The following is a 25,000-nucleotide window of genomic DNA, read 5'->3' on the forward strand; positions in this document are numbered from 1 at the left end:
CTTCCTCGACAAGATCACGCGCCTGGTCAAGGTGCCGCTGATGATCGACTCGACCGACGCCGCGGTGATGGAGCGCGCGCTCACCTGGTGCCAGGGCAAAGGCATCCTCAACTCGATCAACCTCGAGGACGGTCTCGAGCGCTTCGAGAAGGTGCTGCCGCTCGCCAAGCGCTACGGCGCCGCCCTGGTCGTCGGCCTGATCGACGAGCGCGGCATGGCGGTCACCGTCGAGCGCAAGATGGAGGTCGCGCACCGCAGCTACCGCATCTTGACGGAGGACTGGGGCATTCCGCCGGAAGACCTCTGGTTCGACCCGCTCGTGTTTCCGTGCGGTACGGGAGACGAGGCGTACCTGGGCTCCGCGAAGGCCACGATCGAGGCGGTGCGCCGCATCGACCAGGAGCTCCCGCTTTCGAAGACCATCCTCGGCATCTCCAACGTTTCGTTCGGGCTTCCGGGGGCTGGTCGTGAGGTCTTGAACTCGGTCTTCCTCTACCACAACACCAAGGCGGGGTTAGATGCCGCGATCGTCAACACCGAGAAGCTCGCCCGCTACGCCGAGATCCCGGCCGAGGAGCGCGCCCTCGCCGAGCGGCTGTTGGAGCTCGACCTGGGCGACGCCGAGGCCGGCCAGGCCGCGGTCGACGCCTTCGCCGCCCACTTCCGCGGCAAGAAGTCCGCGCTCGAGACCCGCCAGCCGCGCAGCGAGCTCGAGCTCGCCGAGCGCCTGGCGCGCGCCGTGGTCGAGGGCTCGAAGGAGGGCCTGATCGAGGATCTCGACCTGGCGCTCGCTGACGAGCGCTGGCCGCAGCCCCTCGACATCATCAACGGCCCCCTGATGGCGGGGATGGCCGAGGTCGGCCGGCTGTTCAACGACAACGAGCTGATCGTGGCCGAGGTCCTCCAGAGCGCCGAGGTGATGAAGGCGGCGGTGGGGTACCTCGAGCGCTTCATGGAGAAGGCGGAGGGCGCCGCGTCTTCGAGCCGCGGCAAGGTGATCCTGGCGACGGTCAAGGGCGACGTCCACGACATCGGCAAGAACCTGGTCGACATCATCCTGACCAACAACGGCTACGAGGTCGTGAACCTCGGGATCAAGCAGCCGATCACCACCATCCTGGACGCCGCCGCCGAGCACCGCGCGGACGCCATCGGCATGTCCGGTCTGCTGGTGAAGTCCACCGTGGTCATGAAGGAGAACCTCGCCGAGATGAACTCGCGCGGGGTCGCGGCCCGGTGGCCCGTCCTGCTCGGCGGTGCCGCGCTGACCAGGGCGTACGTCGAGAACGACCTCACCGAGATGTACCTCGGGGACGTCCGGTACGCCCGCGACGCCTTCGAGGGCCTGCGGCTCATGGACGCGATCATGGCGGCCAAGCGCGGCGAGCCCGCGGCCGTCGACCCGGAGGCCGGGGCGAAGGCCGCCGAGCGCAGGGCGCGGCGCGAGCGGTCGCTGCGGATCGCGGCCGAGCGCAGGGCGAAGGCCGAGGCGCAGGAGACCGCGCCCGTCCCCGCGCGCTCGTCCGTCGCGGTGGACGTGCCGATCCCGACCCCGCCGTTCTGGGGCAGCCGGGTCGTGAAGGGCATCCCGGTCGCCGACTACGCCGCGCTGCTCGACGAGCGGGCCACGTTCATGGGCCAGTGGGGTCTCAGGGGCGCCCGCGGCGGCGGCCCGACCTACGAGGAGCTGGTGGAGACCGAGGGCAGGCCGCGGCTGCGGTACTGGATGGACCGGTTGACCACCGAGGGCGTGCTCGCGCACGCCGCCGTGGTCTACGGCTACTTCCCGTGCGTCGCCGAGGGCGACGACCTGGTGGTGCTGCGGGAGCCGCGGCCCGACGCCGCCGAACGGCTCCGCTTCACCTTCCCGCGCCAGCGCCGCGACCGGCGGCTGTGCCTGGCCGACTTCTGGCGGCAGCGCGACGCGGCCGTCCGGGAGGGCGTGGTCGACGTGGTCGCGTTCCACCTCGTCACCATGGGGCAGCCGATCGCCGACTACGCCAACGAGCTGTTCGGCAAGGACGCCTACCGCGAGTACCTGGAGGTGCACGGCCTCGGCGTGCAGCTCACCGAGGCGCTCGCCGAGCACTGGCACCGGCGCGTCCGCGAGGAGCTGCGCTGGCCCGACGGCGGCCCGGTCTCCGCCGAGGACCCCGCCGACGTCGAGCAGTTCTTCAAGCTCGGCTACCGCGGCGCCCGCTACTCGTTCGGCTACGGCGCCTGCCCGGAGATGGAGGACCGCGCGAAGGTCGTCGAACTCCTGGAACCCGACCGGATCGGCGTCGTGCTGTCCGAGGAACTCCAGCTGCACCCCGAGCAGTCCACCGACGCGTTCGTCGCGCACCACCCGGAAGCGAAGTACTTCAATGTCTGATGGTCGACCCGCCGGTGTCCTCTGGGACATGGACGGCACCCTGCTCGACTCCGAGAAGCTGTGGGACATCCCGCTCTACGAGTACGCGGAGAAGCTGGGAGGCACGCTGTCGCTCGCGACGCGGCAGGCGATGGTGGGCTCGAACGTCCCCACCACGCTGGCGCTGCTCTACGGCGACGTCGGTGTCGAGCCGACGCGGGAGGACCTGACCGACGCCGCCGCGTGGATCGCCCGCCGCACCGAGGAGGTGTTCCGCGCGGGCCTGCCGTGGCGGCCGGGCGCGGTGGACGCGCTGCGCGCCGTGCGGGACTCGGGCGTGCCGATGGCGCTGGTGACGTCGACCGAGCGGGCGCTGACCGAGGTCGCGCTCGACACGATCGGCCGCGAGCTGTTCGACGTGACGGTGTGCGGGGACGAGGTCGACGGCCTCAACAAGCCGCTGCCCGAGCCCTACCTGAAGGCCGCCCGGCTGCTCGGCGTCGAGCCGACCGCGTGCGTCGCGATCGAGGACTCGCCGACCGGTGTGGCCTCCGCCGTCGCCGCGGGCTGCACGGTGCTCGTCGTGCCGTGCGACGTGGAGGTCGAGCCGGGGGAGCGGCGGGTGTTCCGCGAGTCGCTCGTGGGTGTGGACCTGGACGTGCTGTCCGCGCTGTGACGCCGGTGGTGGGAGGGGAGCCCTTCCTCGTGGGGCTCCCCTCCCACCCCGTGCTCAGACGGCCGTGACCGACCTGATCTTCGTGGTGCGGCGGACCGCCGGGTCGATCAGCAGTCCGAACGCCACGCCGAGCCCGATCCACAGGGTCGCCGTCTCGGCCAGCGAGGCGAGGCGGAAGTCCCAGAGGACGCTCGACGGCATGTCGGCGGGCACGGCGTCCGGCGGCGGCGGGAACACCAGCAGCAGGACCGTCACCGCGGCGACCGTCGCGAGCAGCACCGCCGTGGCGCGCACCGGCGCGGCCAGGTGGCCGAGCCGCGAGGCGAGGAAGCTCGCCCCGTACGCGACCGCGATGCCCGCGACGATGAGCCCGAGGTACAGGCCCGTCCGGTAGTCGACCGTCGACGGGTCGCCGACGGCGGGCGGGTTCGCCGGGTACTTGACCGCGGGCAGCAGCGCCGCGACCCCGAACGCCGCCAACCCCAGCGTCGCGCTGCGGAAGAACGGCTGCCCGTCGGTGAACCAGCGCCGCGTGCAGGCGAAGACCGTCGCGAACAGCGCGCCGACCGCGAGACCGACGACGACCGCGGCCAGCACGCCGCCGAAGACCTGGGTGCCCCGGCTGAACAGCTCGCCGTGCTCGTGCGCGTCACCCTCGACGTGCTCGGCCGCCGCGCGGGCCTCCTCGACCGCCAGCGCGGCGCGGATCGGCACCTCGACGACGAACAGGCCCACGAGTCCCGCCGCGAGCCCGGCGATGCCGCCCGCGGCCACACCGCGGGTCAGCAGTCCGGTGTAGGTGGTTGCCATGCGGGCGCCGCCTAGTGGCACGGGACGCCGAGGGCGTGGCGTCCGTCGTGGAAGAACTCGTGGACCGTCTCGGCGGTAGCGCCCAGCGCGACACCGTTCTCCTGGAGGACGACCCAGGCGACGATCAGGGCCACGAGTGCGACGGCGAACGCCCATTTGGGCACGGTGGTGGACGGTGTCAGTGCGGGGCTCGTCATGACGGGCTCCTCCATACCTCGTGGAAGGTCAACGGTGTACTCGGCGCCGCAGCCGGTCTCCTGACTCCCAGGTCACCGCTAGCCCGCGTCTTCCCAGCAGAACTCTTCTGCCAGTGACGTTCCCGGCGGGGTCGCTACCCGGTCACAGTGGCGAGGACCGCGCCGGATTCACACCGGCTTCCCGTCCACTGCGGCGGTGGAACCGTAAAGGTCCCACGTGCTCCGGCACAACCGACCAGACGAGTTGTCGTGTGCGCCACCTCGGCGAACGGACAGTCACCACCGCGACGGGCGCTACCTCGCGGGCAGCGGGCAGTCCCCGCACGTCCCGCCACCGTCCAACCGGTAGTAGAGGCAGCAGCTGCGCCGCCGGAACACCACCTCGCCGGGGAACGGCACGAACTCGCCCGCTCCCCGCAGCGGCGGCTCCGCGAACAGCGCGGCCCCCACCGCGAGGCACTCCTCGGCGCTCGCCGTCCCGGACCGGGCCAACGTCCGCAGCCCACCCGCCGCGGACGACACCGCGTTCCCCCACAGCAGCCCGGCCGCCACCCCGCTCTCCCGGCGGATCGCGTCGACCACGGGCGCCATCGCCTCGACCACCCCCGGCCGGGTGACCGGGTCGGCCAACCGCACCTGCACACCGCTTTCGGGGGAGTACCGCCACCACACGTTCGCGGGCCGGACGTCCGGCACCGCACCGCCGAGCACGTGCGCGGCCACCACCGGGCACAGCAGCCGAGCCGTGTAGCTCAGGAAGAACAGGGACGCGGCCACCCTCCGCTCCGCCGTCCGGTACCGCACGCCGATGGCGTCGAGCGCGTCCCCCAGAGCCGGCCCGCCGTCGAGCAGCGCCTCACCGGAGGCCCAGGTCGAGTCGGGCCTGCCGACGTCGAGCACGAAGAACGGACTGATGCCACGCGCCTGCCGCAGTGTGGCCAGCACCCTGGCGAATTCCGACACGCCCCGAAGCTACCCGGCCACCACCCGCGCCTTCAGCCGCCCGTCGGCGGGGGCTACCCCAGCGCGACCACCGCGTCGACCAGTGCCGTGCCGTCGAGCAGCACGCGGTCGTTGTGGTCGGCGTCGACCGCGACCACCGAGGCGCGCGCCGCCCGCGCGACGACCAGGCTCAACGGAGGCGGCACCACGGTGTCGGCGGTGCCGTACACGACCGTCGTCGGCACCCCCGCCCTGGCGACGTGCTCGGCCACCGGGAAGCGGTCGCGCAGCAGCAGGCCGACCGGCAGGTACGGGTGGTGCACGCGTCCGGCCGAGGCGAGGTCGACGAACGGTGAGCGCAGGAGCAGGCCCGCGGGCGGGTGTTCCACGGCCAGCTCGGCGACGACCGCGGCGCCCAGGCTCTCGCCGAAGTACAGCATCCGGTCGGGGGTGACGCCGGAGTCCAGCAGGTACCGGTGGGCCGCGCGCACGTCCAGCGCCAAGCCCTCCTCGGTGGGGCTGCCGGGGTTGCCGCCGTAGCCTCGGTAGTCGAACAGCAGGACCGCGAACCCCGCGTCCACCAGCGCCGCCGCCAGCGGGACGCGGTCCCCCCGGTCGCCCGCGTTGCCCTGCGCCACGAGGACCGTGCGACCGGGGCCGGGGAAGTGCCACGCGCCGAGGTCCAGGCCGTCGGACGTGCGCAGCACGACCGGCCGAGCACCGGGCGCGAGCGCCGGGGCGGTGTCGTCCGGGAAGTAGACCAGGTGGCGCTGGAACACCCAGAGCGCGCCGACGAGGACCACGGGCACCAGTGCGGCCACCGCGAGGCGCCACACGTCAGGCCTCCGCGGGGCGGTGGGCGAACGTGCGGCGGTAGTCGTTCGGCGTCACGCCGACCGCGCGGTTGAAGTGGTGGCGCAGCAGCGCGGCCGTGCCGAACCCGCTGTGCCTGGCGACGTCGTCGATGCCGAAGTCGGTGTCCTCCAGCAGTTGCCGGGCGCGCAGCACGCGCTGGGCGGTGAGCCAGCGGTGCGGGGTCGTGCCCGTCTCCGCGACGAAGCGGCGGGCGAACGTGCGCTCGGACAGCGTGGCGCGCCGCGCCAGGTCCGCCACCGCGTGCTCGGTGTCGAGGTGCTTGAGCATCCAGGTGAGCAGCGGGGAGAGGCTGTCGGCCGTGCAGTCCGGCACCGGGAGTTCGACGTACTGGCGCTGGCCGCCGTCGCGCTGCGGGGCGACGACCATGCGGCGGGCGATGGCGGTGGCGACGGCCGAGCCGTGTTCGCGGCGCACGAGGTGCAGGCAGGCGTCGATGCCGGACGCGGTGCCCGCGCTGGTGATGATGTTGCCGTCGTCGACGAACAGCACGTCGGGGTCGAGCCTGGCGAGCGGGAACCGCTCGGCGAAGTTCTCCTTCTCGCGCCAGTGGGCGGTGCAGCGCCGTCCGTCGAGCAGTCCCGCCGCGCCGAGCAGGAATCCGCCGCTGCACACCGAGAGGAGGGTCGCGCCCGCGTCGGCGGCGTCGCGGAGCGCCCGCAGGACGGCGGGCGGGTACTCGTCGCGGATGGTGAACGCGGGGACGGCGACCAGGTCGGCGCCGACGAGCGCGTCCAGGCCCAGCGAGGGGGTGATGGTGACGCCGACCTTCGTGCCCAGCGGCGCGCCCGGCTCCTCGCCGCACACCCGGAACTCGATCGGCGGAACGCCGTCCGCGGTGCGGTCGACGCCGAAGACCTCGCAGATGAGCCCGAACTCGAACGTCTCGACGCCGTCGATCAGGACGCACGCGACGGTGTTCAGCATCGCCCCAGCATAGTTGGCAGGATTTTGTCGCACAACGTCAGAGCTGCCACTGTTGGCGGGATGTTGTGCAGCGAACACTTAGTGCCATGACAAGCGCACTGATCGTCCTCGCAGTCCTGGCGCTGGTGGGCTACGGCCTGGAGCGCCGCACGAGCGGCCGGTCCGGGCCGCGTCCGCGGCTGGCGGGCAGCTCCGACGTCCTCGACCGGGACCTCCAGCGGGTGGCCGCCGACCTGCGGGTCGCGCCCCCCGCCGAGCGCGCCGCCACCGCGCGCGACCGCCGCGTGCTGGTCGTCCGCCGTGCCGGTCTCCCGGTCTGACCCGGTGCGCCGGGCCCGGTGACGGGGCTCGGCGCACCGCACTACTCCGCCGACGGGTCCGGCAGGCCCGCGGCCACCTGGCGCAGCGCGTTGCGCACGAGCTGGGTGATCGGCGCGGGCTTCGCGGTGGTGAGCCACTTGTCCGTCGCCACCTCGACCGCCGCCCACACCGTCGCCGCCACCAGTCGCGGGTACAGGTCGCGCCCGACCCTGGTGCCGGTCCGCTCCGCCACCACCTCGGCCAGCTCGCGCTCGGCGATCGCGTTCGTCTTGAGGAACTCCCCGAGCAGGCTCGGTTCGCTCGTCATCAGCCGGATGCTGGCCGTCCACTCCGGATCGGGGCTCTTGCGGTCCGCCCGGTACGGCGAGAGCGCCGCGTAGGTGATGGCGTCCCACAGCGGCTCGGACGCCGGACGGCCCCGCAGCACCTCGGCGACCCCGCGCGCCCGGTCGAGGTGCCTGGCGGCGATGGCCTCCGCCTTGCCGCCGAAGTAGTTGCTGAACGTGCGGTGCGACACCCCTGCCGCCGCGGTGATGTCCTCGATCAGGGCGTTCTCCACGCCGCGCTCCACCGCGAGCCGCACGGCCGCCCGGATCATCGCTTCTCGCCTGGCCGACTTCTTCTGGTCCCGCAGGCCGAGTGGTGGGGTCGTCATCGCGCCACGATAGTGCCGATCTTGCCCGCTGTGCAAGATTGCGCGGAGTGCAAGACGACCTCCCCCGGTCGCGCGGAGGTGTACCCCGTCAGTCCACTGGGTGGACATTCGTGCCCAGATGCACTGCGTCCGGGCGCGGGGTGGGAGGATTCCCGCTCGTGAAGACCTTCGACGAGCTGTTCGCGGAACTCAGCGAGCGCGCCCACACCAAGCCAGAGGGGTCCGGCACCGTCGCAGCACTGGAGGCCGGCGTCCATGCGCAGGGCAAGAAGGTGCTCGAGGAAGCCGGCGAGGTGTGGATCGCCGCCGAGCACGAATCCGACGAGCGCCTGTCCGAGGAGATCTCACAGCTCCTCTACCGGCTGCAGGTGTTGATGCTGGGCCGCGGGCTCACCTTGGACGACATCTACAAGTACCTGTAAGAGGGGATCCCCATGCTGCGCGTGGCTGTTCCGAACAAGGGCGCGCTCGCCGAGCGCGCCTCCGAGATGCTCAGGGAGGCGGGCTACCGCCAGCGCAACGAGCAGCGCGACCTCACCGTCATCGACTCCGCCAACGACGTCGAGTTCTTCTTCCTGCGCCCCAAGGACATCGCGATCTACGTCGGCTCCGGCAGGCTGGACCTCGGCATCACCGGGCTCGACCTGATGCGCGACTCCGGCGCCAGCGTGGAGCCGCGCCTGTCGCTCGGCTTCGGCGGGTCGACGTTCCGCTACGCGGGACCGAGGGGCACCGACTGGCAGCTGGCCGACATCAAGGGCAAGCGCCTCGCCACGGCGTACAAGACGCTCGTGCAGGCCGACCTGGAGAAGCACGGCATCGAGGCCGAGATCATCCGGCTCGACGGCGCCGTGGAGATCTCCATCCAGCTCGGCGTGGCCGACCTGATCGCGGACGTCGTCGGCTCCGGCCGCACGCTCCAGCAGCACGACCTGGTGCCGTTCGGGCACACGATCTGCGAGTCCGAAGCCGTGCTCATCCACTCCTCGTCCGTCGAGGACTCGGCGGCGAAGCAGCAGCTCACGGCCCGGTTGCAGGGTGTCGTGTTCGCCCAGCACTACCTGATGCTGGACTACGACTGCCCGCGTTCGCTGCTGGACGAGGCGCTGCGCGTCACGCCCGGCCTCGAATCGCCGACGGTGGCGCCGCTGGCCGACCCGGCCCAGGTGGCCGTGCGCGCCATGGTGCCGCGCAAGGACGCCAACCAGCTCATGGACGAGCTGTCGGCGCTGGGCGCGAAGGCGATCCTCGCGTCGGACATCCGGTTCTGCCGCCTGTGACGGCGGAGGGCGCCCACCACGGCGTCGCGCCGGGCCGTTCGGTCTAGCGCGACGCCGCGTCCGGCGGGGTCGAGGCCACCACCTCGGCCCCGCCGAACGCGGGCTCCCGGTTATTCCACGTCGGCGGAGCCGCCGAATCCGGACGTCCTGCCGCTGGTCACGGGTCGGGTGGCGGGTTCGGGTCCGCCATCCTCTGTTCACAGAGTGTCGTTCGTTCGCTACGGTGCGATCTGGGAGCGTTCCCAGACCCCTGCTTCGCAATCCTCACTGTGGAGGACGTGTGAACTTCCGAAAGGCACTACCCCAAGCGCTCGGCGTACTCGTGGCGGTGACCGCCCTGCTCACCTCGGTCGTCGTCGGCGTCGCGGGCGCACACGGATCGACCACCGACCCGCCGTCGCGCAACTACGGCTGCCACCAGCGGTGGGGCAGCAACTTCCAGGATCCGACGATGGCCACCAAGGATCCGATGTGCTGGCAGGCCTGGCAGGCCAACTCGAACGCGATGTGGAACTGGAACGGCCTCTACCGGGAGAACGTGGGCGGCAACCACCAGGCCGCCGTCCCGGACGGGCAGCTGTGCAGCGGCGGGCACGCCGAGGGTGGCCGCTACAACTCGCTCGACGCCGTCGGCGCGTGGCAGGCGGCGACGAAGAGCAGGCAGTTCACCCTGACGATCACCGACCAGGCGCGGCACGGTGCGGACTACCTGATCGTGTACATCACGAAGCAGGGCTTCGACCCCACGCGGCAGGCGCTCGGGTGGGGTGACCTGGAACAGGTCGTCAGGACGGGCCGCTACGCGCAGGCGGGCTCGTACGCGACGGCGGTCAACGCGGGCAACCGGACCGGACGCCACGTGGTGTACACGATCTGGCAGGCCAGCCACCTGGACCAGTCGTACTACTTCTGCAGCGACGTGATCTTCCAGTAGCGCGGCCAGGGGTGCGGCGGGCGAGGACCGCCGCACCCCGTCGCGCTAGCCCTGGTAGACCCGCACGTAGTCGATCCCGAGCTGCTGCGGGAACGTCGTCGACCCGTCCGGGTTGCCCGGCCACTGGCCGCCGACCGCCAGGTTCATGATCAGGTAGAACCTGTTGTTGAACACCCAGGTCCGGCCGCCGAGGTCCGCGGGGGTCCTGGTCTGGTAGACCACGCCGTCGACGAGCCACTGGATCCGGTTGGCGCTCCAGTCGATCGCGTAGGTGTGGTAGGCGGCGGACCACGGCTGCCCGTTCGGCGACTGCCGCGCGGCGCCGATCCCGCCCGCGCCCGAGTAGCCGGGGCCGTGCAGCGTGCCGTGGACGGTCGTCGGCTCGCGACCGATGTTCTCCATGATGTCGATCTCACCGCAGTTGGGCCAGCCGACCTGCCCGATGTTGGAGCCGAGCATCCAGAACGCGGGCCAGATGCCCTGCCCGTACGGCAGCTTCATCCGGGTCTCGATGCGGCCGTAGGTCCAGTTGATCCGGTTGTTCGTGGTGAGCTTGCCGGACGTGTACTGGCAGTTGCCGCCGTTCCAGCAGGGTGCGCCGGAGTTCTCGCGGCGGGCGGTGATCACCAGTTGGCCGCCGCCGTTCAGCGCGACGTTCGAGGTCTTGTCGGTGTAGGCCTGGAGTTCGTTGTTGCCCCAGCCGTTCGAGCCGTTGCCGATGTCGTAGGCCCACTTGGCGCTGTTGGGCTTCGACCCCGACGGTCCGTCGAACTCGTCGGACCACACCAGCGCGGGCGCGGCACCGGCCGGTGGGGTGAGCGGGGCGAGGGGTAGGGCCAGCAGCGAGCCGGCCACGACGAGCAGAACACGACGCAGGGTGGACACTGTGCCTCCTCGTGACATGCAGGGGGCGTCAGTGGGAGCGCTCTCACCTCAGCTTGTTCACGCAGTGTCGCGCTGTGACTCCACCAGGTCAAGCGAGCGACCGGTATTAGCGCTCCCGGACGTACAGCGACTGCGCCGTTCTCCCCACGGGCCCCAGCAGGTCGTGCACGACGCTCGTCGCCACCCCCACACCGGTGGGCCCGACGACCGTCGCCGCCTCCAGCGCGAACCACGACCCCCGCGGCTCCCGGTGGAGGTGCACGGAGAGGTCGGTGTTGATCGCGAACCACTTCCGGATGTCCAGCCTGCTCGACACGCCGCTCGCCGAGTCCGCGATCGTGAACAGCCGCTGCACCGCGGTCGTCTCCTCGCCGTCGACGGTCGGCAGCAGCGGCTTCCCCCACACGATCGCGTCGCCCGGCGTCACCATGTCGCCGTCCACCGTGCGCCAGTCGACCGCGTCGAGGTAGCCGCACGACCAGTCCGCGGGCATGACGATCCTCGGGCAGGCGGGCGGTTCCGGCAGCATCCCGGAGAACCCGGACGCGACGGCGGCCGTGTCGCCGCTCGTGATCCGCCAGGCCTGCGCCCGGAGCACGACCCGGCCCTCGTGGCTCAGCTCGGCGCCGAGCAGCTCGACCGAGCGGCCGGGGCGCAGGACCGACGCGCTGACCTCCAGGTCGGCCACCGGGACCGGGCCGAGCACGTCCAGGACGACCCGCGAGAGGAGCGCGTCCTCACGCGGAGCGGTCTTCTCCAGCTCGCGCACCAGCAGCGCGGACGGCGGGCCGAGGTGCTGGCTCTCGGTGCTCCACGGGCCCGCGGTGTGCTCGGTGGACCGGTACCGCGAGGCGGTGAGGCGCTCGTAGAAGCCCGCCACTAGTCGACCCTGTCCAGGGGCGTCTCCACGCTGCCGTCCGGCTCCGGCCAGCCGGGGTACGGGGGCGGTGTCCCGTCGAACGCCGGGCAGAAGGCCTTGTGGTCGCAGTAGTCGCACAGCTTGCTCGGGTTCGGGCGGAAGTCGCCGGTCTTGCCCGCCTTGAGGATCGCCACCCAGATGGCCTCCAGGGTGCGCTCGAAGCGGCTCAGCTCCGCCTCGTCCGGGGTGTAGGCGAGTGCCTGGCGGTCGCTCAGGTACATCAGGCGCAGCTGCCGGGGGACCTCGCCCCGCAGCTTCCACAGCATCAGCGCGTAGAACTTCATCTGGAACATCGCCTTGGCCTCGCCGATCAGCCTGGGCGCGGCGCCGGTCTTGTAGTCGACCACGCGGATCTCCCCGGTGGGGGCCACGTCGACCCGGTCGATGTACCCGCGCAGCAGCACCCCCGACGGGAGTTCGGACTCGACCAGCAGCTCGCGGGCGTCCGGTTCGAAGCGGGTGGGGTCCTCCAGCTCGAAGTAGCCGTCCAGGAGGCCGTCGGCCTCGCGCAGCCACTTCTCCAGGGCCGGGTCGTCGGTGCCGGAGAAGAGGTTGGCGAACTCCGGACGCTCGTTCCTCACCCGCTCCCAGGCCGGGGCCAGGAGGGCCTTCGCGGTGCTCGGGGTGCGCTCACGGGCGGGCAGCGCGAACAGGTCCTCCAGCACCGCGTGGACGACCGTGCCTCTCACCTGGGCTTTCGTGGGGACCTCGGGGAGGCGGTCGACGGCCCGGAAGCGGTAGAGCAGCGGGCACTGCTTGAAGTCGCCCGCTCGTGACGGGGACAACGCCGGTCGACGGGGTGGGCGGGAACTCGTCGCGACCGCACTCGTCGCCGCTGGATCGGACATGGGACGAACGATAGGGGAGGGGTCCGACAGTGCTGGACCGCGCTGGTCGTCGGTCGTGGACGACGGGGTGGGGCGGTGCGGGCGGACCGGGTGGCCGCCGGTTCGTCGGTGGTCGTGGTTCCCGCTGGTCCTGCCGCGTGTCACGGCAGTCGTACACCGTTCGTCCTAGGCTTGCGCGATGGCCACTACGGGGAGTTGGCGGCGGCAGGTGGAGCGGGACGGCGGGGTGCTGCTGTTTCGCGCCGCGGGCGTTCCCGTGTTGTTGGCGCCGTCCTGGTGGCTCGGGTCCGCCGCGATCGTGTTGATCTACACGCCGCTGGTGGGGCGGATACTGCCCGAGGTCACCGCTCTCACCGCGTTCTTGATCGCCGGTACCTTCACGCTCTTCCTGGGGCTGTCCGTGCTCGCCCACGAGCTGGGGCACACGTTGACCGCTCTTCGGCTCGGGTTGCCCGTTCGGCGGTTGCGGTTGTTCCTGCTGGGTGGGGTGTCGGAGATGATGCGGACGCCTGCTCGGCCGGGGCACGAAGGGCTGGTCGCCGTGGCCGGGCCCGCCGTGTCCGTGGGGTTGGCCGGGGCCTTCGGGCTCGCCGCCGCGGTGATGGAGCCCGGCACGCCGTTGTGGTTGGTCGTCGCCCAGACCGCGTTCGCCAACGCCGCCGTGGCGGTGTTCAACCTGCTGCCGGGGCTGCCGTTGGACGGTGGGCGGATCCTGCGCGCGGGGATCTGGGCCGCTACCGGGCGGCGGGCCTCCGGGACCAGGGCCGCTGTGCTCGGGGGTGGTGTCGTCGCGGCGCTGCTGGTCCTGTGGGCGCTGTGGGGGATCCTCCAGGGCGACGAGGACGCGTGGGTCCGGTTCGGTGTCTGCGTGCTCACCGCCTGGTTCGTCGTGGCAGGCGCCAAGGGGGAGATGTCGGCCGAGCGGCGGCGCAGCTGGCCCGACGGGCTGACCTTGGCCGAGCTGGTGCAGCCGGTGTTGCAGCTGCCCGCCGAGAGCCCGGTGTCCGGTGCGCTGACCGCGTCCGCCGGTCGCGGGGTCGTGCTGGTCAGGGCCGACGGGGTGGCGGTCGGGCTGTTGGACCAGGACCTGGCGCGGCGGCTGAGCTCCCGCACGCCGCACGCCCCCGCCGAGCAGGCCGCCGAGCCGATCCGGCCCGAGACGGTCCTGCTCGCCGACGAACCCGGTGAGGAGATCGTCGACCGGGTGCGGGGGACGGCCGCCTGGCAGTTCCTCGTCGTCGACCTCGAGGGGCGGCCCGCGGGGGTGCTGAGGCGGGAAGACCTCAGTGCCGCGCTGGACCGTCGCTGACCAGGCCCGCCTCCTGGGCCAGGATCGCCGCCTGCACGCGCGAGCGCAGGTCGAGCTTGGTCAGCACGCGCGACACGTGGGTCTTCACCGTCGTCTCGCCGATGTGCAGCCGCTTGCCGATCTGCTGGTTCGACAGGCCCTCGCCCAGGCACGCGAGCACCTCGGTCTCGCGCTCCGTCAGCAGGTCGAGGCTCTTCGGGCGGTCGACCTGCCTCGGCGCCACCGCGGCGAAGTCGCGCATCAGCCGCCTGGTCACCGACGGGGCCAGCACGCCGTCGCCCGCCGCGACCAGGCGGACCGCCTCGACCAGCGCGGCGGCCTCCACCGACTTCAGCAGGAAACCGGCCGCGCCCGCGCGCAGCGACGCGTGCACGTACTCGTCCATGTCGAACGTCGTCAGCACCAGCACCTGGCAGACGCCGTCGGCGACCAGTTCGCGCGTGGCGGCGATGCCGTCCATGCCGGGCATCCTGATGTCCATCAGCACGACGTCCGGCTTCAGCGCGCGGGCCATCCGGACGGCGGTGGCGCCGTCGGCCGCCTCGCCGACGACCTCGATGCCCTCACCGCCGCCGAGGATCATCACGAGCCCGGCCCTGATCGCCGAGTGGTCGTCCGCGACCAGCACCGTCGTCACAGCGACCCCGCCAGGGGCAGCTCGGCGCGGACGCGCCACAGGTCGTCGACCCGGCCCGCGTCGAACGTCCCGCCGACGGCCTGCGCCCGTTCCGCCATCCCCACCAGCCCGCTCCCGGTCCCCGGCGTCGAAGGTCCGCGCCACTGGTTGGTCACGGTAACGGCCAGCCGCCTGCCCGCGCCGTCCAGCGCCACCTCCACGCGCGCGCCCGGCGCGTGCTTGAGCGCGTTCGTGAGCGACTCCTGGACGATCCGGTACGCCGCCAGGTCGACCGCCACGGGCAGCTCGGCCGGGGCCTCGCCGGTCAGCTCGACCGTCAGCCCGCCCGCGCGCGCGGAGTCGACCAGCCTGCCCACCTCGCTCAACCGCGCCGACGCGGGCTCGTCCGGCTCCTCGTCGTCCGCGCGCAGCACGTCGATCATGGTCCGCATCTCGGCCAACGACTGGATGCTGTTCTCCCGCACCGACTTCAGCACGGTCTTCACCGTCTCCGGGTCGCGTTCGGCCATCGACAGGACGGCCTCCGACTGGATGGCGATGGCCGACAGGTGGCCCGCGATCACGTCGTGCAGGTCGCGCGCCATGCGGGACCGCTCGGCCGTCACGGCGGCGCGGCGGTCGAGCTGCGCGATCCGCGCCACCTGCTCGGTGTAGGAGCGGTGCTGGCGCAGGTTGACCGCCCACCACACCGGCATGACCAGCACGGAGAAGATCTGGAGCCCCGAGCCGACGGCGGTCCGCCAGCCGTCCACGGTCAGCGCTATGCCGATCGCTATGCCGATCGCGGTGGTCACCACCAGCCCGGTGATGAGCTGGCCGGTCCGCTTCGACCCGCGCAGCGTGGCCATGTGCAGCAGGTCCATCAGCACGATGACCACCGGCGCGCTCAGCCCGAGCGCCACGTCCACCGACGCCGCCGACAGGGCGATGAACGCCCCCGCGAGCGGAGCGCGGGTCCGCAGGAGCTGCCCGGTGCAGGCGATGCACAGCACGAGCAGCCGCCAGCCCAGCGGCACGTCGGAGGGCCCGGCCCACAGCTCGTAGAGGTCGAACCGGTAGAGCAGGGCACCGACGGCGAAGCACGCCGTCGCGACGATCGCGTCGCGGGCGGGGTCGGGGAGTCGGCGCACGGAGCCATCACAGCACACGGTCCCGGCGGGGCGAGTCCTACGAAGTGATGACACCCCATCGGTACGACCGGCGGACTACAGGACGCCCCCCGGCCAGCAGGCTGGTGGCAACACACCGAACGACTACGACAGCCCAGGAGGCAGTCATGCTCGCGATCGTCGCCCAGGTCCTCGGGTTCGTCATGCTGATCCCGCAGGGCATCCTGCCCATCATCTTCCTCGCCGCGGACGTCCAGTCGAAGAGCTGGTTCCTCGCCCTGTACGTGCCGGAGCCGCTGAGCCTCCCGGTCGCCATCGCCTTCGTGGTCGTCGGCGGGCTGCTCGCGTTCTTCGGTACCAGGAGCGTCATCCGCTGGACGTGACCTCCCGGTGTCGGTGCTCATCGCGGCCCCTGAGACCATCGTGCGCTGTCCAGTCCCCGCACGTAGCAGGAGGTTTCCCGCGGTGAGCACCGCCAGTGGCCCGTTCCGCCCCGGTGACCGGGTGCAGTTGACCGACCCGAAGGGACGGCACTACACGATCGTGCTCGAACCGGGCAAGGAGTACCACACCCACCGCGGCGCCCTGCCGCACGACAAGCTGATCGGCGAGCCCGAGGGCTCCGTCATCCAGTCCGTCGGTGGTACGTCCTTCCTGGCCCTGCGGCCGCTGCTGGCGGACTACGTCCTGTCCATGCCGCGCGGCGCGCAGGTGATCTACCCGAAGGACGCCGCGCAGATCGTCATGTACGGGGACGTCTTCCCCGGCGCGCGCGTCCTGGAGGCGGGCGCGGGCTCCGGCGCGCTCACCTGCTCGCTGCTGCGGGCGGTGGGGGAGAAGGGCAGCGTCATCTCCTACGAGGTGCGCCAGGACCACGCCGACCACGCGATCCGCAACGTCGAGCAGTTCTTCGGCGAGCGCCCCGGCAACTGGTCGCTGACCGTCGCCGACCTGGCCACGCACACCGGTGAGGTCGACCGGGTCGTGCTGGACATGCTCTCCCCGTGGGAGCAGCTGGAGACGGTGTCGAAGAACCTGATCCCCGGCGGCGTGCTGGTCGTCTACGTGGCGACCACGACGCAGCTCTCCAAGGTGTGCGAGGCGCTGCGCGAGCAGCAGCACTGGACCGAGCCGCAGTCGTGGGAGACGCTCGTGCGCCCGTGGCACACCGTGGGCCTGGCCGTGCGGCCCGAGCACCGGATGATCGCGCACACGGCGTTCCTGCTCACCACCCGCCGCCTCGCCGACGGCGTGACGCCGCCGCGTCCGCAGCGCAGGCCCTCGAAGGGGTGAACCGACCGCCGTGCGGGCCTCGTGCCCGCACGGCGGTCCGGCCTACTTCTCGGCGTCGGGGTTGAAGGTCCCGCAGACCTTCCAGTCGCCGTCTTCCTTGATCATCTTCATCGTGGTCGTGTCGTCCTTGATGAAGTCCTTGAACTCCTCGGGGACGTTCTCGAACGTCACCTTGAGCGTGCCGGTCGCGGTGTCGCCCGACTCCGTGACGTCGGTGACCGCGAACTTCGCCCTGATGTCCTTGAACTCCTCGCCCGCCGAGCTGGGGACGGACTGCGGCAGCTTCGCGATCTTGTCGGCGTCGGCCTTGCAGTTGAGCGTCTTCAGGACGGCGACGTCCATGTCCTTGCCCTTGTTGAGCTCGGTCACCAGCGTGTCCGCTGTGGCCTGCGCGGAACCCCCGGACAGCAGGAAGAACGCCGCGCCGCCGCCGACCAGCGCCAGGACGACGACACCGATGATGATGAAGAGGGCCGGATTTGTCCTCTTCGGAGGCCCGTAGGGCTGGCCGGGAGCCCCCGGCTGGCCGAAACCACCCGGTTGGCCGTACGGGGGCTGGCCGTACTGGCCCTGCGTGGCGTAGGGCTGCTGGCCGTAACCGGGCTGGCCCTGCGGGGGTTGTGGCGCGAAACCGCCGGGAGGAGGGCCGTAGCCGGGTGGCTGTCCACCCTGTGGGAAACCCTGGGGCTGCGCAGGATACCCGCCCGGCTGCTGGCCGAAACCGGGCTGCTGGCCGAATTGCCCTGGTTGCCGGCCCTGCGGATCCGGTTGCTGACCGTGGGGACCAGGCTGTTGCGGCGGGACGGACATCACGTTCTCCTAGAACTTGCCGCTGGTGGCGTGGACACTGCCCGGTAACACGCCGGTGGACGAGTACAGGACGCACGGTAGCGGGTAGGCCGATCCCCCTGACACCGAGATGGAGCAGTCCATCCCCTCGGGAGTGTCGTTCGCGACGCCACACGACTCCCGACCACGTCGGGGATAGCCGCTTTTGTCGGTGATCGCCGGTACCGTTGCTGATACGAACACGGGAGGAGGGTGCCGACATGCAGCACGGTCATCCCGGCAGCCAACCCGATGAGGGTGGCGAGCTGAACACGGGCAACAACTCAGATGAGCTGACAGCGCAGGTCAGGTTCCTGGAGGACGAGATCGCGCTGCTGCGCCGCAAGCTGACGGAGTCCCCGCGACACGTCCGCCTGCTGGAGCAGCGATTGGCCGAGGCATCCGAGCGCGTCAGCCAATTGACCGAGCGCAACACGAAGCTCATTGACACCCTCCGAGAGGCGCGCGGCCAACTGCTGGCCCTGCGCGAGGAGGTCGACCGCCTGGCGCAACCACCCAGCGGCTACGGCGTTTTCCTCGAGCAGTTCGAAGACGGCACGGTGGACGTGTTCACCTCAGGCCGTCGCATGCGGGTGTCCGTCTCACCCGCCGTCGAGTCCCCGACGCTGGTGCGCGGTCAGTCGGTGCGCCTGAACGAGGCGCTCACGGTGGTCGAGGGCGGCAGCTTCGAGCAGACCGGCGAGGTCTGCACGTTGCGGGAGATCCTGGAGGGCGTCGAGCCGGAGAACTCGGTCCAGCGCGCGCTCGTCGTCGGCCACGCCGACGAGGAGCGGGTCGTGTGGCTGGCACAGCCGCTGATCGACTCGCCGCTCAAGATCGGCGACTCGCTGCTGGTCGACTCGAAGGCGGGCTTCGCCTACGAGCGGGTCCCGAAGGCCGAGGTCGAGGACCTCGTGCTGGAGGAGGTGCCGGACGTCCTGTACACCGACATCGGTGGACTGGGCAGGCAGATCGAGCAGATCCGCGACGCCGTGGAGATGCCGTTCCTGCACGCCGACCTGTTCCGGGAGTACAAGCTCAGGCCGCCGAAGGGCGTCCTGCTGTACGGGCCCCCCGGCTGCGGCAAGACGCTGATCGCGAAGGCCGTCGCCAACTCGTTGGCGAAGAAGGTGCTGGAAGCCAGGGGTGAGACCGGGAAGCAGGCCAAGTCCTACTTCCTGAACATCAAGGGCCCGGAGCTGTTGAACAAGTTCGTCGGCGAGACCGAGCGGAGCATCCGCCTGATCTTCCAGCGGGCTCGGGAGAAGGCCTCCGAGGGCACCCCGGTCATCGTGTTCTTCGACGAGATGGACTCGATCTTCCGCACCCGCGGCTCCGGTGTGTCGTCCGACGTCGAGACGACCATCGTGCCGCAGCTGCTGTCGGAGATCGACGGCGTCGAGGGCCTGGAGAACGTCATCGTGATCGGCGCCTCCAACCGCGAGGACATGATCGACCCGGCCATCCTCCGGCCGGGCAGGCTCGACGTGAAGATCAAGATCGAGCGTCCGGACGCCGAGGGCGCCATGGACATCTTCAACAAGTACCTGACGCCCGACCTGCCGATCCACGCCGACGACCTCGCCGAGTTCGGCGGCGACCCGAAGGCCTGCATCGAGGGCATGGTGCAGCACACGGTCGAGCGCATGTACGAGGAGACCGAGGAGAACCGGTTCCTGGAGGTCACCTACGCCAACGGTGACAAGGAGGTCCTGTACTTCCGGGACTTCAACTCCGGCGCCATGATCCAGAACATCGTCGACCGGGCGAAGAAGGCGGCCATCAAGGCGCTGCTCGACACCAAGCAGCCCGGTCTGTCGGTGCGGCACCTCCTCGCCGCGATCGTCGACGAGTTCGCGGAGAACGAGGACCTCCCGAACACGACGAACCCGGACGACTGGGCTCGCATCTCCGGCAAGAAGGGGGAGCGGATCGTCTACATCCGCACCCTCGTCACCGGCAAGACCGCCGACTCGGGCCGTGCCATCGACACGGCCACGAACACCGGCCAGTACCTGTAGGTCCACAGCGACCGGTGAAGCCCGTCCGCCGCACGGCGGGCGGGCTTCACCGCGTTCAGGGCGCGGTCCCGACCAGGCCCGACTCGTAGGCGATGATCACGAGCTGGGCGCGGTCGCGGGCCTGGAGCTTGCCCAGCAGCCTGCCGATGTGGGTCTTCACGGTGCCGACGCTCAGGTGCAGGGTCTGGGTGATCTCGGTGTTCGACAGGCCACGGGCGATCAGCAGCAGCACGTCCCGCTCGCGCTCGGTGATGCCCTCCAGCGAGCGGGTCGGCCTGCGCTCCGGCCGCTTGCCGAACTCGGCGATGAGCCGCCGGGTCACGGAGGGCGCCAGCAGGCCCTCACCAGCGGCGATCGTCCTGATCGCGGCCAGCAGCTCGGTCGGGGGCGTGTCCTTGAGCAGGAAGCCGCTGGCCCCGGCCCGCAGCGCGGCGTACACGTAGGCGTCCAGGTCGAACGTGGTCAGGATCAGCACCTTCGCGGTCGAGGAGATCCGGCCGGTGGCGTCGATGCCGTCCATCTCCGGCATCCGGATGTCCATCAGCACCACGTCCGGCTCGGTCTCGCGGGCCAGGTCGACGGCCTCGCGGCCGTTCGCGGCCTCGCCGACGACCCGCAGGTCCGGCGCCGAGTCCACCAGCAGCCGGAAGCTGCCCCGCAGCAGGGCCTGGTCGTCCACCACCAGCACCTTGATCATCCGAACGGCACCTCGGCCAGCACCCGGAAGCCGCCCTCGCGGCGCGGACCGGCCCGGAAGTCGCCGCCGTACACGGCCACCCGCTCCCGCATCCCGGCCAGGCCGTGCCCGCCACCGCCCGCGAGCGCCCGTTCCCCCGGCCCGTTGTCGGTCACCTCGACCGTCGCGGCGGTGTCCGTGACGGTGATCGACACCGTGCAGTCCGCGGGAGCGGCGTGCTTCACCACGTTCGTCACCGACTCCTGCACGATCCGGTACACGGTCAGGCCGACGCCCTCCGGCAGCGCCGCCCCGCCGGTCGTCGTCAGGGTCACCGGCACGCCCGCCATCGCCGCGCGGTCCACCAGCGCGGGGAGGTCGGCCAGGCTGGGCGCGGGGGCCAGGTCCGGCGTCTCCGACGACCGCAGCACCCCCAGCAGGTGCCGCATCTCCGTCAGGGCCGCCCGGCCGGTCCTCTCGATCACGCCCAGCGCCTCCTTCGCCTCCGCGGGCTGCTCGTCCGCCACGTGGTTCGCGATGCCCGCCTTGACGGTGATCATGGTGAGGCTGTGGGCGACGATGTCGTGCAGCTCCCTGGCGATGCGCAGGCGCTCCTCGGTGAGCGCGTGCTCCGCCTGCTCCGCCGTCGTCCTGGCCACGAACCGCCTCCTGAGCCTCGTCGTCCAGCCGAGCGCCCAGGTGGCGGCCATGAGGAACCACACCGTCACGGTGATGCCCAGGTCGTCGGGCCACGGCTCGGAGATCGCCAGGCACACCGCCGTCAGCGCCGCGCCGCCCGCCAGCACCGGGGCGGACCGGCGCCGGGGCAGCGCCACCGCGACCATGTACAGGGCGAACAGGGTCGGTGTGTAGACCTCCAGGGTGATGTGGAGCAGGGTCGCGGTGTTCTGGGCGACCACCACCACCGCGAACGCGGCCAGCGGCCACCGGCGGCGCACCGCCAGGGGAGCGCCCACCAGCACGGCCAGCGCGTAGCCGAACGGCACCGGCCCGTGGGTGATCTCCACGAAGGTGAAGTAGAGCAGCGTCGCGACGACGGCCGCCACCACGTCCGTACCGACCGTGTAGGCCACCGGCAGCCACTTGACCAGGCGGGGAGGTGCAGTCACCGGTCGACCGTAGCGACGACCGCGCGACCGGGGCATCGGACCGTGGTCCGATCCCGGCCGTGGTCGCTGGTCCGATCCGCCGCGACCGCCCCCGCGCCAGGCTCGTCGGCATGATCGAGGTACGCGAACTCACGAAGCGCTACGGCGCGGTCCGGGCTGTCGACGGACTCTCCTTCGAGGTGAAACCCGGCTACGTGGCCGGGTTCCTGGGGCCCAACGGCGCGGGCAAGTCGACCACCATGAGGGCCGTGCTGGGGCTCGACGCGCCCACGTCCGGCGCGGCGCTGGTCAACGGCAGGCGGTACGCGGAGATCAGGCGGCCGATGTTCGAGGTCGGCGCCCTGCTCGACGCCAACGCCGTGCACGGCGGGCGCACCGCCGTGAACCACCTGCGGTGCCTGGCCCGCAGCAACGGCATCGGCGTCAAGCGGGTGGCGGAGGTGCTGGAGCAGGTCGGCCTGGCCGGTGCCGCCCACCGCAGGGTGGGGGCGCTGTCGCTGGGCATGAAGCAGCGGCTCGGCGTCGCCGCGGCCCTGCTCGGCGATCCGGGCGTGCTGCTGTTCGACGAGCCGGTCAACGGGCTCGACCCCGAGGGCATCCGCTGGATCAGGGGGCTGATGCGCGGACTGGCCGCCGAGGGCAGGACGGTCCTGGTGTCCAGCCACCTGATGAGCGAGATGGCCGTCACCGCCGATCGGATCGTCGTGATCGGGCGCGGGCGGCTGATCCTGGAGTCGTCCATGCGCGAGCTGGCCGACCGGTTCAAGCGCGACGTGCTGGTGCGCACGCCGGACGTCGCCGGGCTGCGGCGGGTGCTGGAGGCGGCGGGCGCGGCGGTCGTCGTGGACGACGGCGCGCTGGTCGTGCGGGCGCTGGAGGCGGGCGACATCGCTGACCTGGCCGCCCGGCACGGCATCGCGGTGCACGAGCTGACGCCGCGCAGCGCGACCCTGGAGGACGCCTACCTCGAACTGACCGAGGACAGCGTGGAGTTCCGCACCTCGGAGGTGGCCCGGTGATGGACGTGGTGGCGTCGGAGTGGCTCAAGGTCCGCACCGTGCGGTCCACCTGGTACCTGCTGCTGGGCGTGGTGGGGGTGCTCGCCGTCGGCACGGTCGTCTCGATCCTGATGACCGCCGAGTGGGACCGGTCGACACCCGAGATCCGGGCGGCCTTCGCCTCGGCCGACCCCACCGTCTTCGTCGTGCCGTTCGCGCAGTTCGCGTTCGGCGTGCTCGGCGCGCTCGTGGCGACGTCGGAGTACACCAACGGGATGATCCGCACCGTCCTCGCCGGGGTACCGAGGCGGCTGGTGGTGATGGCCTCCAAGACGGTCGTCGTCGGGGTGGGAAGCCTGGTGCTCGGCACGGTGGTGTCGCTGCTCTCCTACGGCGTCGGCGCGGTCGTCACCGGCGACCGGCCCGCGCCGATCGCGGTCGAGCCGTTCGCCGAGGCGCTGCCGTCGCTGCTCGCCAACGGGGTCGGGTCGGCGGTCATCGCGCTGGTGGGGCTGGGCTTCGGGCTGCTCACGAGGTCGACGGCCGGGGCGCTGGTCACGCTGTGCGTCCTGATGTTCGTCATCCCGATCGTGGCCGTCCTGCTGCCTGCCCCGTGGAACAACCGGGTGGTCTCGGTGACGCTGCTCTACCTGCCGTCGCAGTTCTCCGGGGCGCTCACCGGGCAGCTGTCGCAGGCGGAGGCGTTCACGGTCATGCTCGTCTACCTGGTCGTGGCGCTCGGGGCGGGCGCGGTGGTCCTGGTGCGCCGCGACGCCTGAGCGACCCCCTGCGACCCGCGCGCGACGCGAGCCGCTAGGTTCTCGGAGATCGTCGAGCCTGGAGGACACCCTTGCGTCGCGCGCACGTCGCGGTCGTGGTCGCGACCACCCTCGTCCTGACCTCGTGCTCCCTGGACCAGCGCCCGCTGCGCCGCGGGTTCGCCCAGGACGGCACCCCCGCCGCCACCACCACGACGACCGCGTCGCCGACGGCGAACGCCGCGCCCGCGTCGTCGTCCGCCGCGCCGAGCGCGAAGTCCCGTCCCGCGGCGGAGTTCGCGGCACTGGTGCTCCCGCGGGCCGCGCTCACCGAGGACGGGTTGGACGTGCGGGAGTCGGCCGCCGCCGCGCCCTCGGAGCCGGAGTCGGTGTGCGGCGAGCAGGTCGGCGCTCCGGGGCGGCTGGAGGACGGGTACCGGGTCACCACGCGCAGCCAGAGCGGCGCCAGCACGCTGGAGCAGCGGATCGCGGCCTACCCGCCGGGCGCGGCCGAGACCGTTGTGGAGCGGGCGCGCGAAGCGTTGTCGTGCACCGAGGTCGAGCTGGGCGCGCTGTCCGGAGTGGACGACGCGGCGGGCTGGTGCGAGGAGCTGGCGGGCGGTCGTGGCGCGTGCACGGCGGTGCTGGCCAAGGACGACCTGGCGATCACGCTGCGGCTGGAGACGATCAGCGTCGCCAGGGCGCGGGACGTCGTCACCCGGCTGGCGGGCGCGGGCGCGGGGCTGCTGGCGAAAGCCTGACGACACCGCCGTCGAGGTCCACCGGGCCGCGCGGGGGAGCGGCGTCGCCCTCCTCGTCGCGCAGCAGCGCCTCGGTCCGGCGCTGGTCGAGTTCGGCCTGCTTGGTGGCGTAGAAGAGCAGCGTCACCTGGTCGAAGGCCGCTCCGCTGAGCACGGGCGCCCCACCCCGGCGGCGCCTCGCCCAGCGCACGAGGTGCTCGCCGACGGCCAGCAGGAACAGCAGGCAGGCCAGGCCGGGGATCGACAGGGCGAAGAACACCCCCACGGTCAGTCCCCCCGTCTCGCGATCCACTGGTGGAACAGGGCGCGCCCGTCCGGCACCACCGGCCAGTCCGGGTCGTCGACGGCGGTCCGCAGGTCGTCCAGGTCCATCCACCAGCCCTCGGCCACCTCCTCCGGCTGGTGCGTGAACGGGCCGTCCGTGCGGACCTCGTAGACGTGGGCGGTGTACCGGACGGGCGGGTCGACGAACCTCGACACGAACGAGCGGGTCAGCGGCGCGCCGCGCACGCCCAGCTCCTCGGCCAGTTCGCGTTCCGCGCACGCGTCCGGGGTCTCGCCGTCCGCGAGCACCCCGCCCGCCCAGCAGTCGTACAGGCCGGGGTAGACGTCCTTGGTGTCGGTGCGCCGGTGCACGTACACCCGCCGCCCGTCGAGCGAGCGCACCAGGATCGTGGCGCACGCGTGCCACAGGCCCTCCCCGCGCACCCGGCCGCGCGGCGCGCCGGGCCGGGGGAGGCCCTCCTCGTCGAAGACCGCGACCAGTTCCCGTGCCGATGTCACCCGGTTGTCCTCCCGTGGTCGTACACACCATTGCTACCACGGTCCGACGCCCGGCGACGCGCTCGATTCCTACGGTC

At 71.8% G+C, this 25,000-nt stretch carries 29 protein-coding genes and 1 riboswitch; of the genes, 13 read left to right on the forward strand and 16 right to left on the reverse strand.

The annotated features are described in order from the left end of the window. Positions 1 to 2,374, forward strand: a 2,374-nt coding sequence (locus tag VFZ92_RS00565) for a dihydropteroate synthase (protein WP_330873631.1), incomplete at its 5' end; no start/stop codon positions are given. Further along, positions 2,367 to 3,029, forward strand: coding sequence for an HAD family phosphatase (locus VFZ92_RS00570; protein ID WP_330873632.1), 663 nt, complete (start codon positions 2,367 to 2,369; stop codon positions 3,027 to 3,029). The genes VFZ92_RS00565 and VFZ92_RS00570, both read left to right, overlap by 8 nt. Positions 3,030 to 3,083: 54 nt before the next feature. Here the strand turns inward: VFZ92_RS00570 and VFZ92_RS00575 are convergent, their stop codons facing one another. From VFZ92_RS00575 to VFZ92_RS00595, 5 genes are all read right to left on the reverse strand, one after another. Next, a complete protein-coding gene (locus VFZ92_RS00575; RefSeq protein ID WP_330873633.1) occupies positions 3,084 to 3,839 on the reverse strand; it encodes a CbtA family protein in 756 nt (251 codons plus the stop codon). Between the two features lie 11 nt (positions 3,840 to 3,850). Further along, positions 3,851 to 4,036 (reverse strand): CbtB domain-containing protein, encoded by a 186-nt coding sequence (locus VFZ92_RS00580; RefSeq protein ID WP_330873634.1) that lies wholly within the window; start codon positions 4,034 to 4,036, stop codon positions 3,851 to 3,853. Positions 4,037 to 4,069: 33 nt separating this feature from the next. Next, positions 4,070 to 4,244, reverse strand: a riboswitch (cobalamin riboswitch). Positions 4,245 to 4,330: 86 nt separating this feature from the next. Next, on the reverse strand, positions 4,331 to 4,999 hold the full coding sequence (locus tag VFZ92_RS00585) for a (2Fe-2S)-binding protein (RefSeq protein ID WP_330873635.1): 669 nt from the start codon (positions 4,997 to 4,999) through the stop codon (positions 4,331 to 4,333). 53 nt (positions 5,000 to 5,052) lie between these two features. Continuing rightward, complete coding sequence (locus VFZ92_RS00590; RefSeq protein WP_330873636.1) at positions 5,053 to 5,814, reverse strand: alpha/beta hydrolase; 762 nt, start codon at positions 5,812 to 5,814, stop codon at positions 5,053 to 5,055. 1 nt (position 5,815) lies between these two features. After that, positions 5,816 to 6,778, reverse strand: a complete 963-nt coding sequence (locus tag VFZ92_RS00595; protein ID WP_330873637.1) for a GlxA family transcriptional regulator — start codon at positions 6,776 to 6,778, stop codon at positions 5,816 to 5,818. Between the two features lie 86 nt (positions 6,779 to 6,864). Here VFZ92_RS00595 and VFZ92_RS00600 point away from each other — a divergent pair, with 86 nt between their 5' ends. Beyond that, entirely contained in the window at positions 6,865 to 7,098 is a 234-nt protein-coding gene (locus VFZ92_RS00600; protein WP_330873638.1) for a hypothetical protein, read from the forward strand. Positions 7,099 to 7,139: 41 nt separating this feature from the next. Here VFZ92_RS00600 and VFZ92_RS00605 read toward each other — a convergent pair whose 3' ends face one another. Beyond that, positions 7,140 to 7,754 (reverse strand): TetR/AcrR family transcriptional regulator, encoded by a 615-nt coding sequence (locus tag VFZ92_RS00605; protein WP_330873639.1) that lies wholly within the window; start codon positions 7,752 to 7,754, stop codon positions 7,140 to 7,142. Positions 7,755 to 7,912: 158 nt separating this feature from the next. Here VFZ92_RS00605 and VFZ92_RS00610 point away from each other — a divergent pair, with 158 nt between their 5' ends. The 3 genes from VFZ92_RS00610 (at position 7,913) to VFZ92_RS00620 (ending at position 9,968) form a co-directional block, all read left to right on the forward strand. Continuing rightward, positions 7,913 to 8,176, forward strand: coding sequence for a phosphoribosyl-ATP diphosphatase (locus VFZ92_RS00610; protein ID WP_106191219.1), 264 nt, complete (start codon positions 7,913 to 7,915; stop codon positions 8,174 to 8,176). 12 nt (positions 8,177 to 8,188) lie between these two features. After that, positions 8,189 to 9,034, forward strand: a complete 846-nt coding sequence (gene hisG / locus VFZ92_RS00615) for an ATP phosphoribosyltransferase (RefSeq protein WP_330873640.1) — start codon at positions 8,189 to 8,191, stop codon at positions 9,032 to 9,034. Between the two features lie 280 nt (positions 9,035 to 9,314). Then, positions 9,315 to 9,968 (forward strand): lytic polysaccharide monooxygenase, encoded by a 654-nt coding sequence (locus VFZ92_RS00620; protein ID WP_330873641.1) that lies wholly within the window; start codon positions 9,315 to 9,317, stop codon positions 9,966 to 9,968. A gap of 45 nt (positions 9,969 to 10,013) precedes the next feature. Here the strand turns inward: VFZ92_RS00620 and VFZ92_RS00625 are convergent, their stop codons facing one another. The 3 genes from VFZ92_RS00625 to VFZ92_RS00635 form a co-directional block, all read right to left on the reverse strand. Continuing rightward, positions 10,014 to 10,853 carry a glycoside hydrolase family 16 protein gene (locus VFZ92_RS00625; protein ID WP_330873642.1) on the reverse strand — a complete coding sequence of 280 codons (840 nt, stop codon included), beginning with the start codon at positions 10,851 to 10,853 and terminating at the stop codon, positions 10,014 to 10,016. 106 nt (positions 10,854 to 10,959) lie between these two features. After that, complete coding sequence (locus VFZ92_RS00630) at positions 10,960 to 11,733, reverse strand: thioesterase family protein (protein ID WP_330873643.1); 774 nt, start codon at positions 11,731 to 11,733, stop codon at positions 10,960 to 10,962. Continuing rightward, a complete protein-coding gene (locus VFZ92_RS00635) occupies positions 11,733 to 12,620 on the reverse strand; it encodes a RecB family exonuclease (protein ID WP_330873644.1) in 888 nt (295 codons plus the stop codon). Before VFZ92_RS00635 ends, VFZ92_RS00630 begins: the two co-directional genes overlap by 1 nt. A gap of 178 nt (positions 12,621 to 12,798) precedes the next feature. On the opposite strand from VFZ92_RS00635, the gene VFZ92_RS00640 reads away from it, so the two are divergent. Then, a complete protein-coding gene (locus tag VFZ92_RS00640) occupies positions 12,799 to 13,929 on the forward strand; it encodes a site-2 protease family protein (RefSeq protein ID WP_330873645.1) in 1,131 nt (376 codons plus the stop codon). Here VFZ92_RS00640 and VFZ92_RS00645 read toward each other — a convergent pair. Both VFZ92_RS00645 and VFZ92_RS00650 read right to left on the reverse strand, forming a co-directional pair. Continuing rightward, a complete protein-coding gene (locus VFZ92_RS00645) occupies positions 13,904 to 14,566 on the reverse strand; it encodes a response regulator transcription factor (RefSeq protein ID WP_330873646.1) in 663 nt (220 codons plus the stop codon). The two genes, VFZ92_RS00640 and VFZ92_RS00645, sit on opposite strands and share 26 nt — an antisense overlap. Then, positions 14,563 to 15,696: a sensor histidine kinase gene (locus tag VFZ92_RS00650; RefSeq protein WP_330873647.1), complete on the reverse strand. Its 1,134-nt coding sequence runs from the start codon at positions 15,694 to 15,696 to the stop codon at positions 14,563 to 14,565. Before VFZ92_RS00650 ends, VFZ92_RS00645 begins: the two co-directional genes overlap by 4 nt. A 146-nt stretch (positions 15,697 to 15,842) precedes the next feature. Here VFZ92_RS00650 and VFZ92_RS00655 point away from each other — a divergent pair, with 146 nt between their 5' ends. Beyond that, entirely contained in the window at positions 15,843 to 16,058 is a 216-nt protein-coding gene (locus VFZ92_RS00655; protein WP_330873648.1) for a hypothetical protein, read from the forward strand. Positions 16,059 to 16,140: 82 nt separating this feature from the next. Next, positions 16,141 to 16,968: a tRNA (adenine-N1)-methyltransferase gene (locus tag VFZ92_RS00660; RefSeq protein WP_330873649.1), complete on the forward strand. Its 828-nt coding sequence runs from the start codon at positions 16,141 to 16,143 to the stop codon at positions 16,966 to 16,968. A 42-nt stretch (positions 16,969 to 17,010) separates the two neighbouring features. Here the strand turns inward: VFZ92_RS00660 and VFZ92_RS00665 are convergent, their stop codons facing one another. Next, a complete protein-coding gene (locus VFZ92_RS00665; protein WP_330873650.1) occupies positions 17,011 to 17,778 on the reverse strand; it encodes a hypothetical protein in 768 nt (255 codons plus the stop codon). A 239-nt stretch (positions 17,779 to 18,017) separates the two neighbouring features. Here VFZ92_RS00665 and arc point away from each other — a divergent pair, with 239 nt between their 5' ends. Further along, positions 18,018 to 19,817 carry a proteasome ATPase gene (gene arc / locus VFZ92_RS00670; protein WP_330873651.1) on the forward strand — a complete coding sequence of 600 codons (1,800 nt, stop codon included), beginning with the start codon at positions 18,018 to 18,020 and terminating at the stop codon, positions 19,815 to 19,817. A gap of 55 nt (positions 19,818 to 19,872) precedes the next feature. On the opposite strand, the gene VFZ92_RS00675 is transcribed toward arc, so the two are convergent. Then, positions 19,873 to 20,514 carry a response regulator transcription factor gene (locus VFZ92_RS00675; protein ID WP_330873652.1) on the reverse strand — a complete coding sequence of 214 codons (642 nt, stop codon included), beginning with the start codon at positions 20,512 to 20,514 and terminating at the stop codon, positions 19,873 to 19,875. Further along, complete coding sequence (locus tag VFZ92_RS00680; RefSeq protein ID WP_330873653.1) at positions 20,511 to 21,623, reverse strand: sensor histidine kinase; 1,113 nt, start codon at positions 21,621 to 21,623, stop codon at positions 20,511 to 20,513. Before VFZ92_RS00680 ends, VFZ92_RS00675 begins: the two co-directional genes overlap by 4 nt. A gap of 110 nt (positions 21,624 to 21,733) precedes the next feature. Here VFZ92_RS00680 and VFZ92_RS00685 point away from each other — a divergent pair, with 110 nt between their 5' ends. The 3 genes from VFZ92_RS00685 to VFZ92_RS00695 all read left to right on the forward strand — a co-directional run bounded on the left by VFZ92_RS00685 (position 21,734) and on the right by VFZ92_RS00695 (position 24,140). Further along, a complete protein-coding gene (locus VFZ92_RS00685) occupies positions 21,734 to 22,642 on the forward strand; it encodes an ABC transporter ATP-binding protein (protein WP_330873682.1) in 909 nt (302 codons plus the stop codon). Continuing rightward, entirely contained in the window at positions 22,642 to 23,400 is a 759-nt protein-coding gene (locus tag VFZ92_RS00690; RefSeq protein WP_330873654.1) for an ABC transporter permease, read from the forward strand. The genes VFZ92_RS00685 and VFZ92_RS00690 overlap by 1 nt, the downstream gene beginning before the upstream one ends. A gap of 71 nt (positions 23,401 to 23,471) precedes the next feature. After that, positions 23,472 to 24,140: a hypothetical protein gene (locus tag VFZ92_RS00695; RefSeq protein WP_330873655.1), complete on the forward strand. Its 669-nt coding sequence runs from the start codon at positions 23,472 to 23,474 to the stop codon at positions 24,138 to 24,140. Here VFZ92_RS00695 and VFZ92_RS00700 read toward each other — a convergent pair. Next, entirely contained in the window at positions 24,094 to 24,432 is a 339-nt protein-coding gene (locus VFZ92_RS00700) for a DUF6191 domain-containing protein (RefSeq protein ID WP_330873656.1), read from the reverse strand. The two genes, VFZ92_RS00695 and VFZ92_RS00700, sit on opposite strands and share 47 nt — an antisense overlap. Further along, positions 24,408 to 24,923, reverse strand: coding sequence for an NUDIX hydrolase (locus tag VFZ92_RS00705; protein ID WP_330873657.1), 516 nt, complete (start codon positions 24,921 to 24,923; stop codon positions 24,408 to 24,410). The genes VFZ92_RS00700 and VFZ92_RS00705 overlap by 25 nt, the downstream gene beginning before the upstream one ends. Positions 24,924 to 25,000: the final 77 nt, after the last annotated feature.

The organism is Umezawaea sp. (genome assembly GCF_036375055.1).
In the GTDB taxonomy this organism is placed as follows: domain Bacteria; phylum Actinomycetota; class Actinomycetes; order Mycobacteriales; family Pseudonocardiaceae; genus Umezawaea.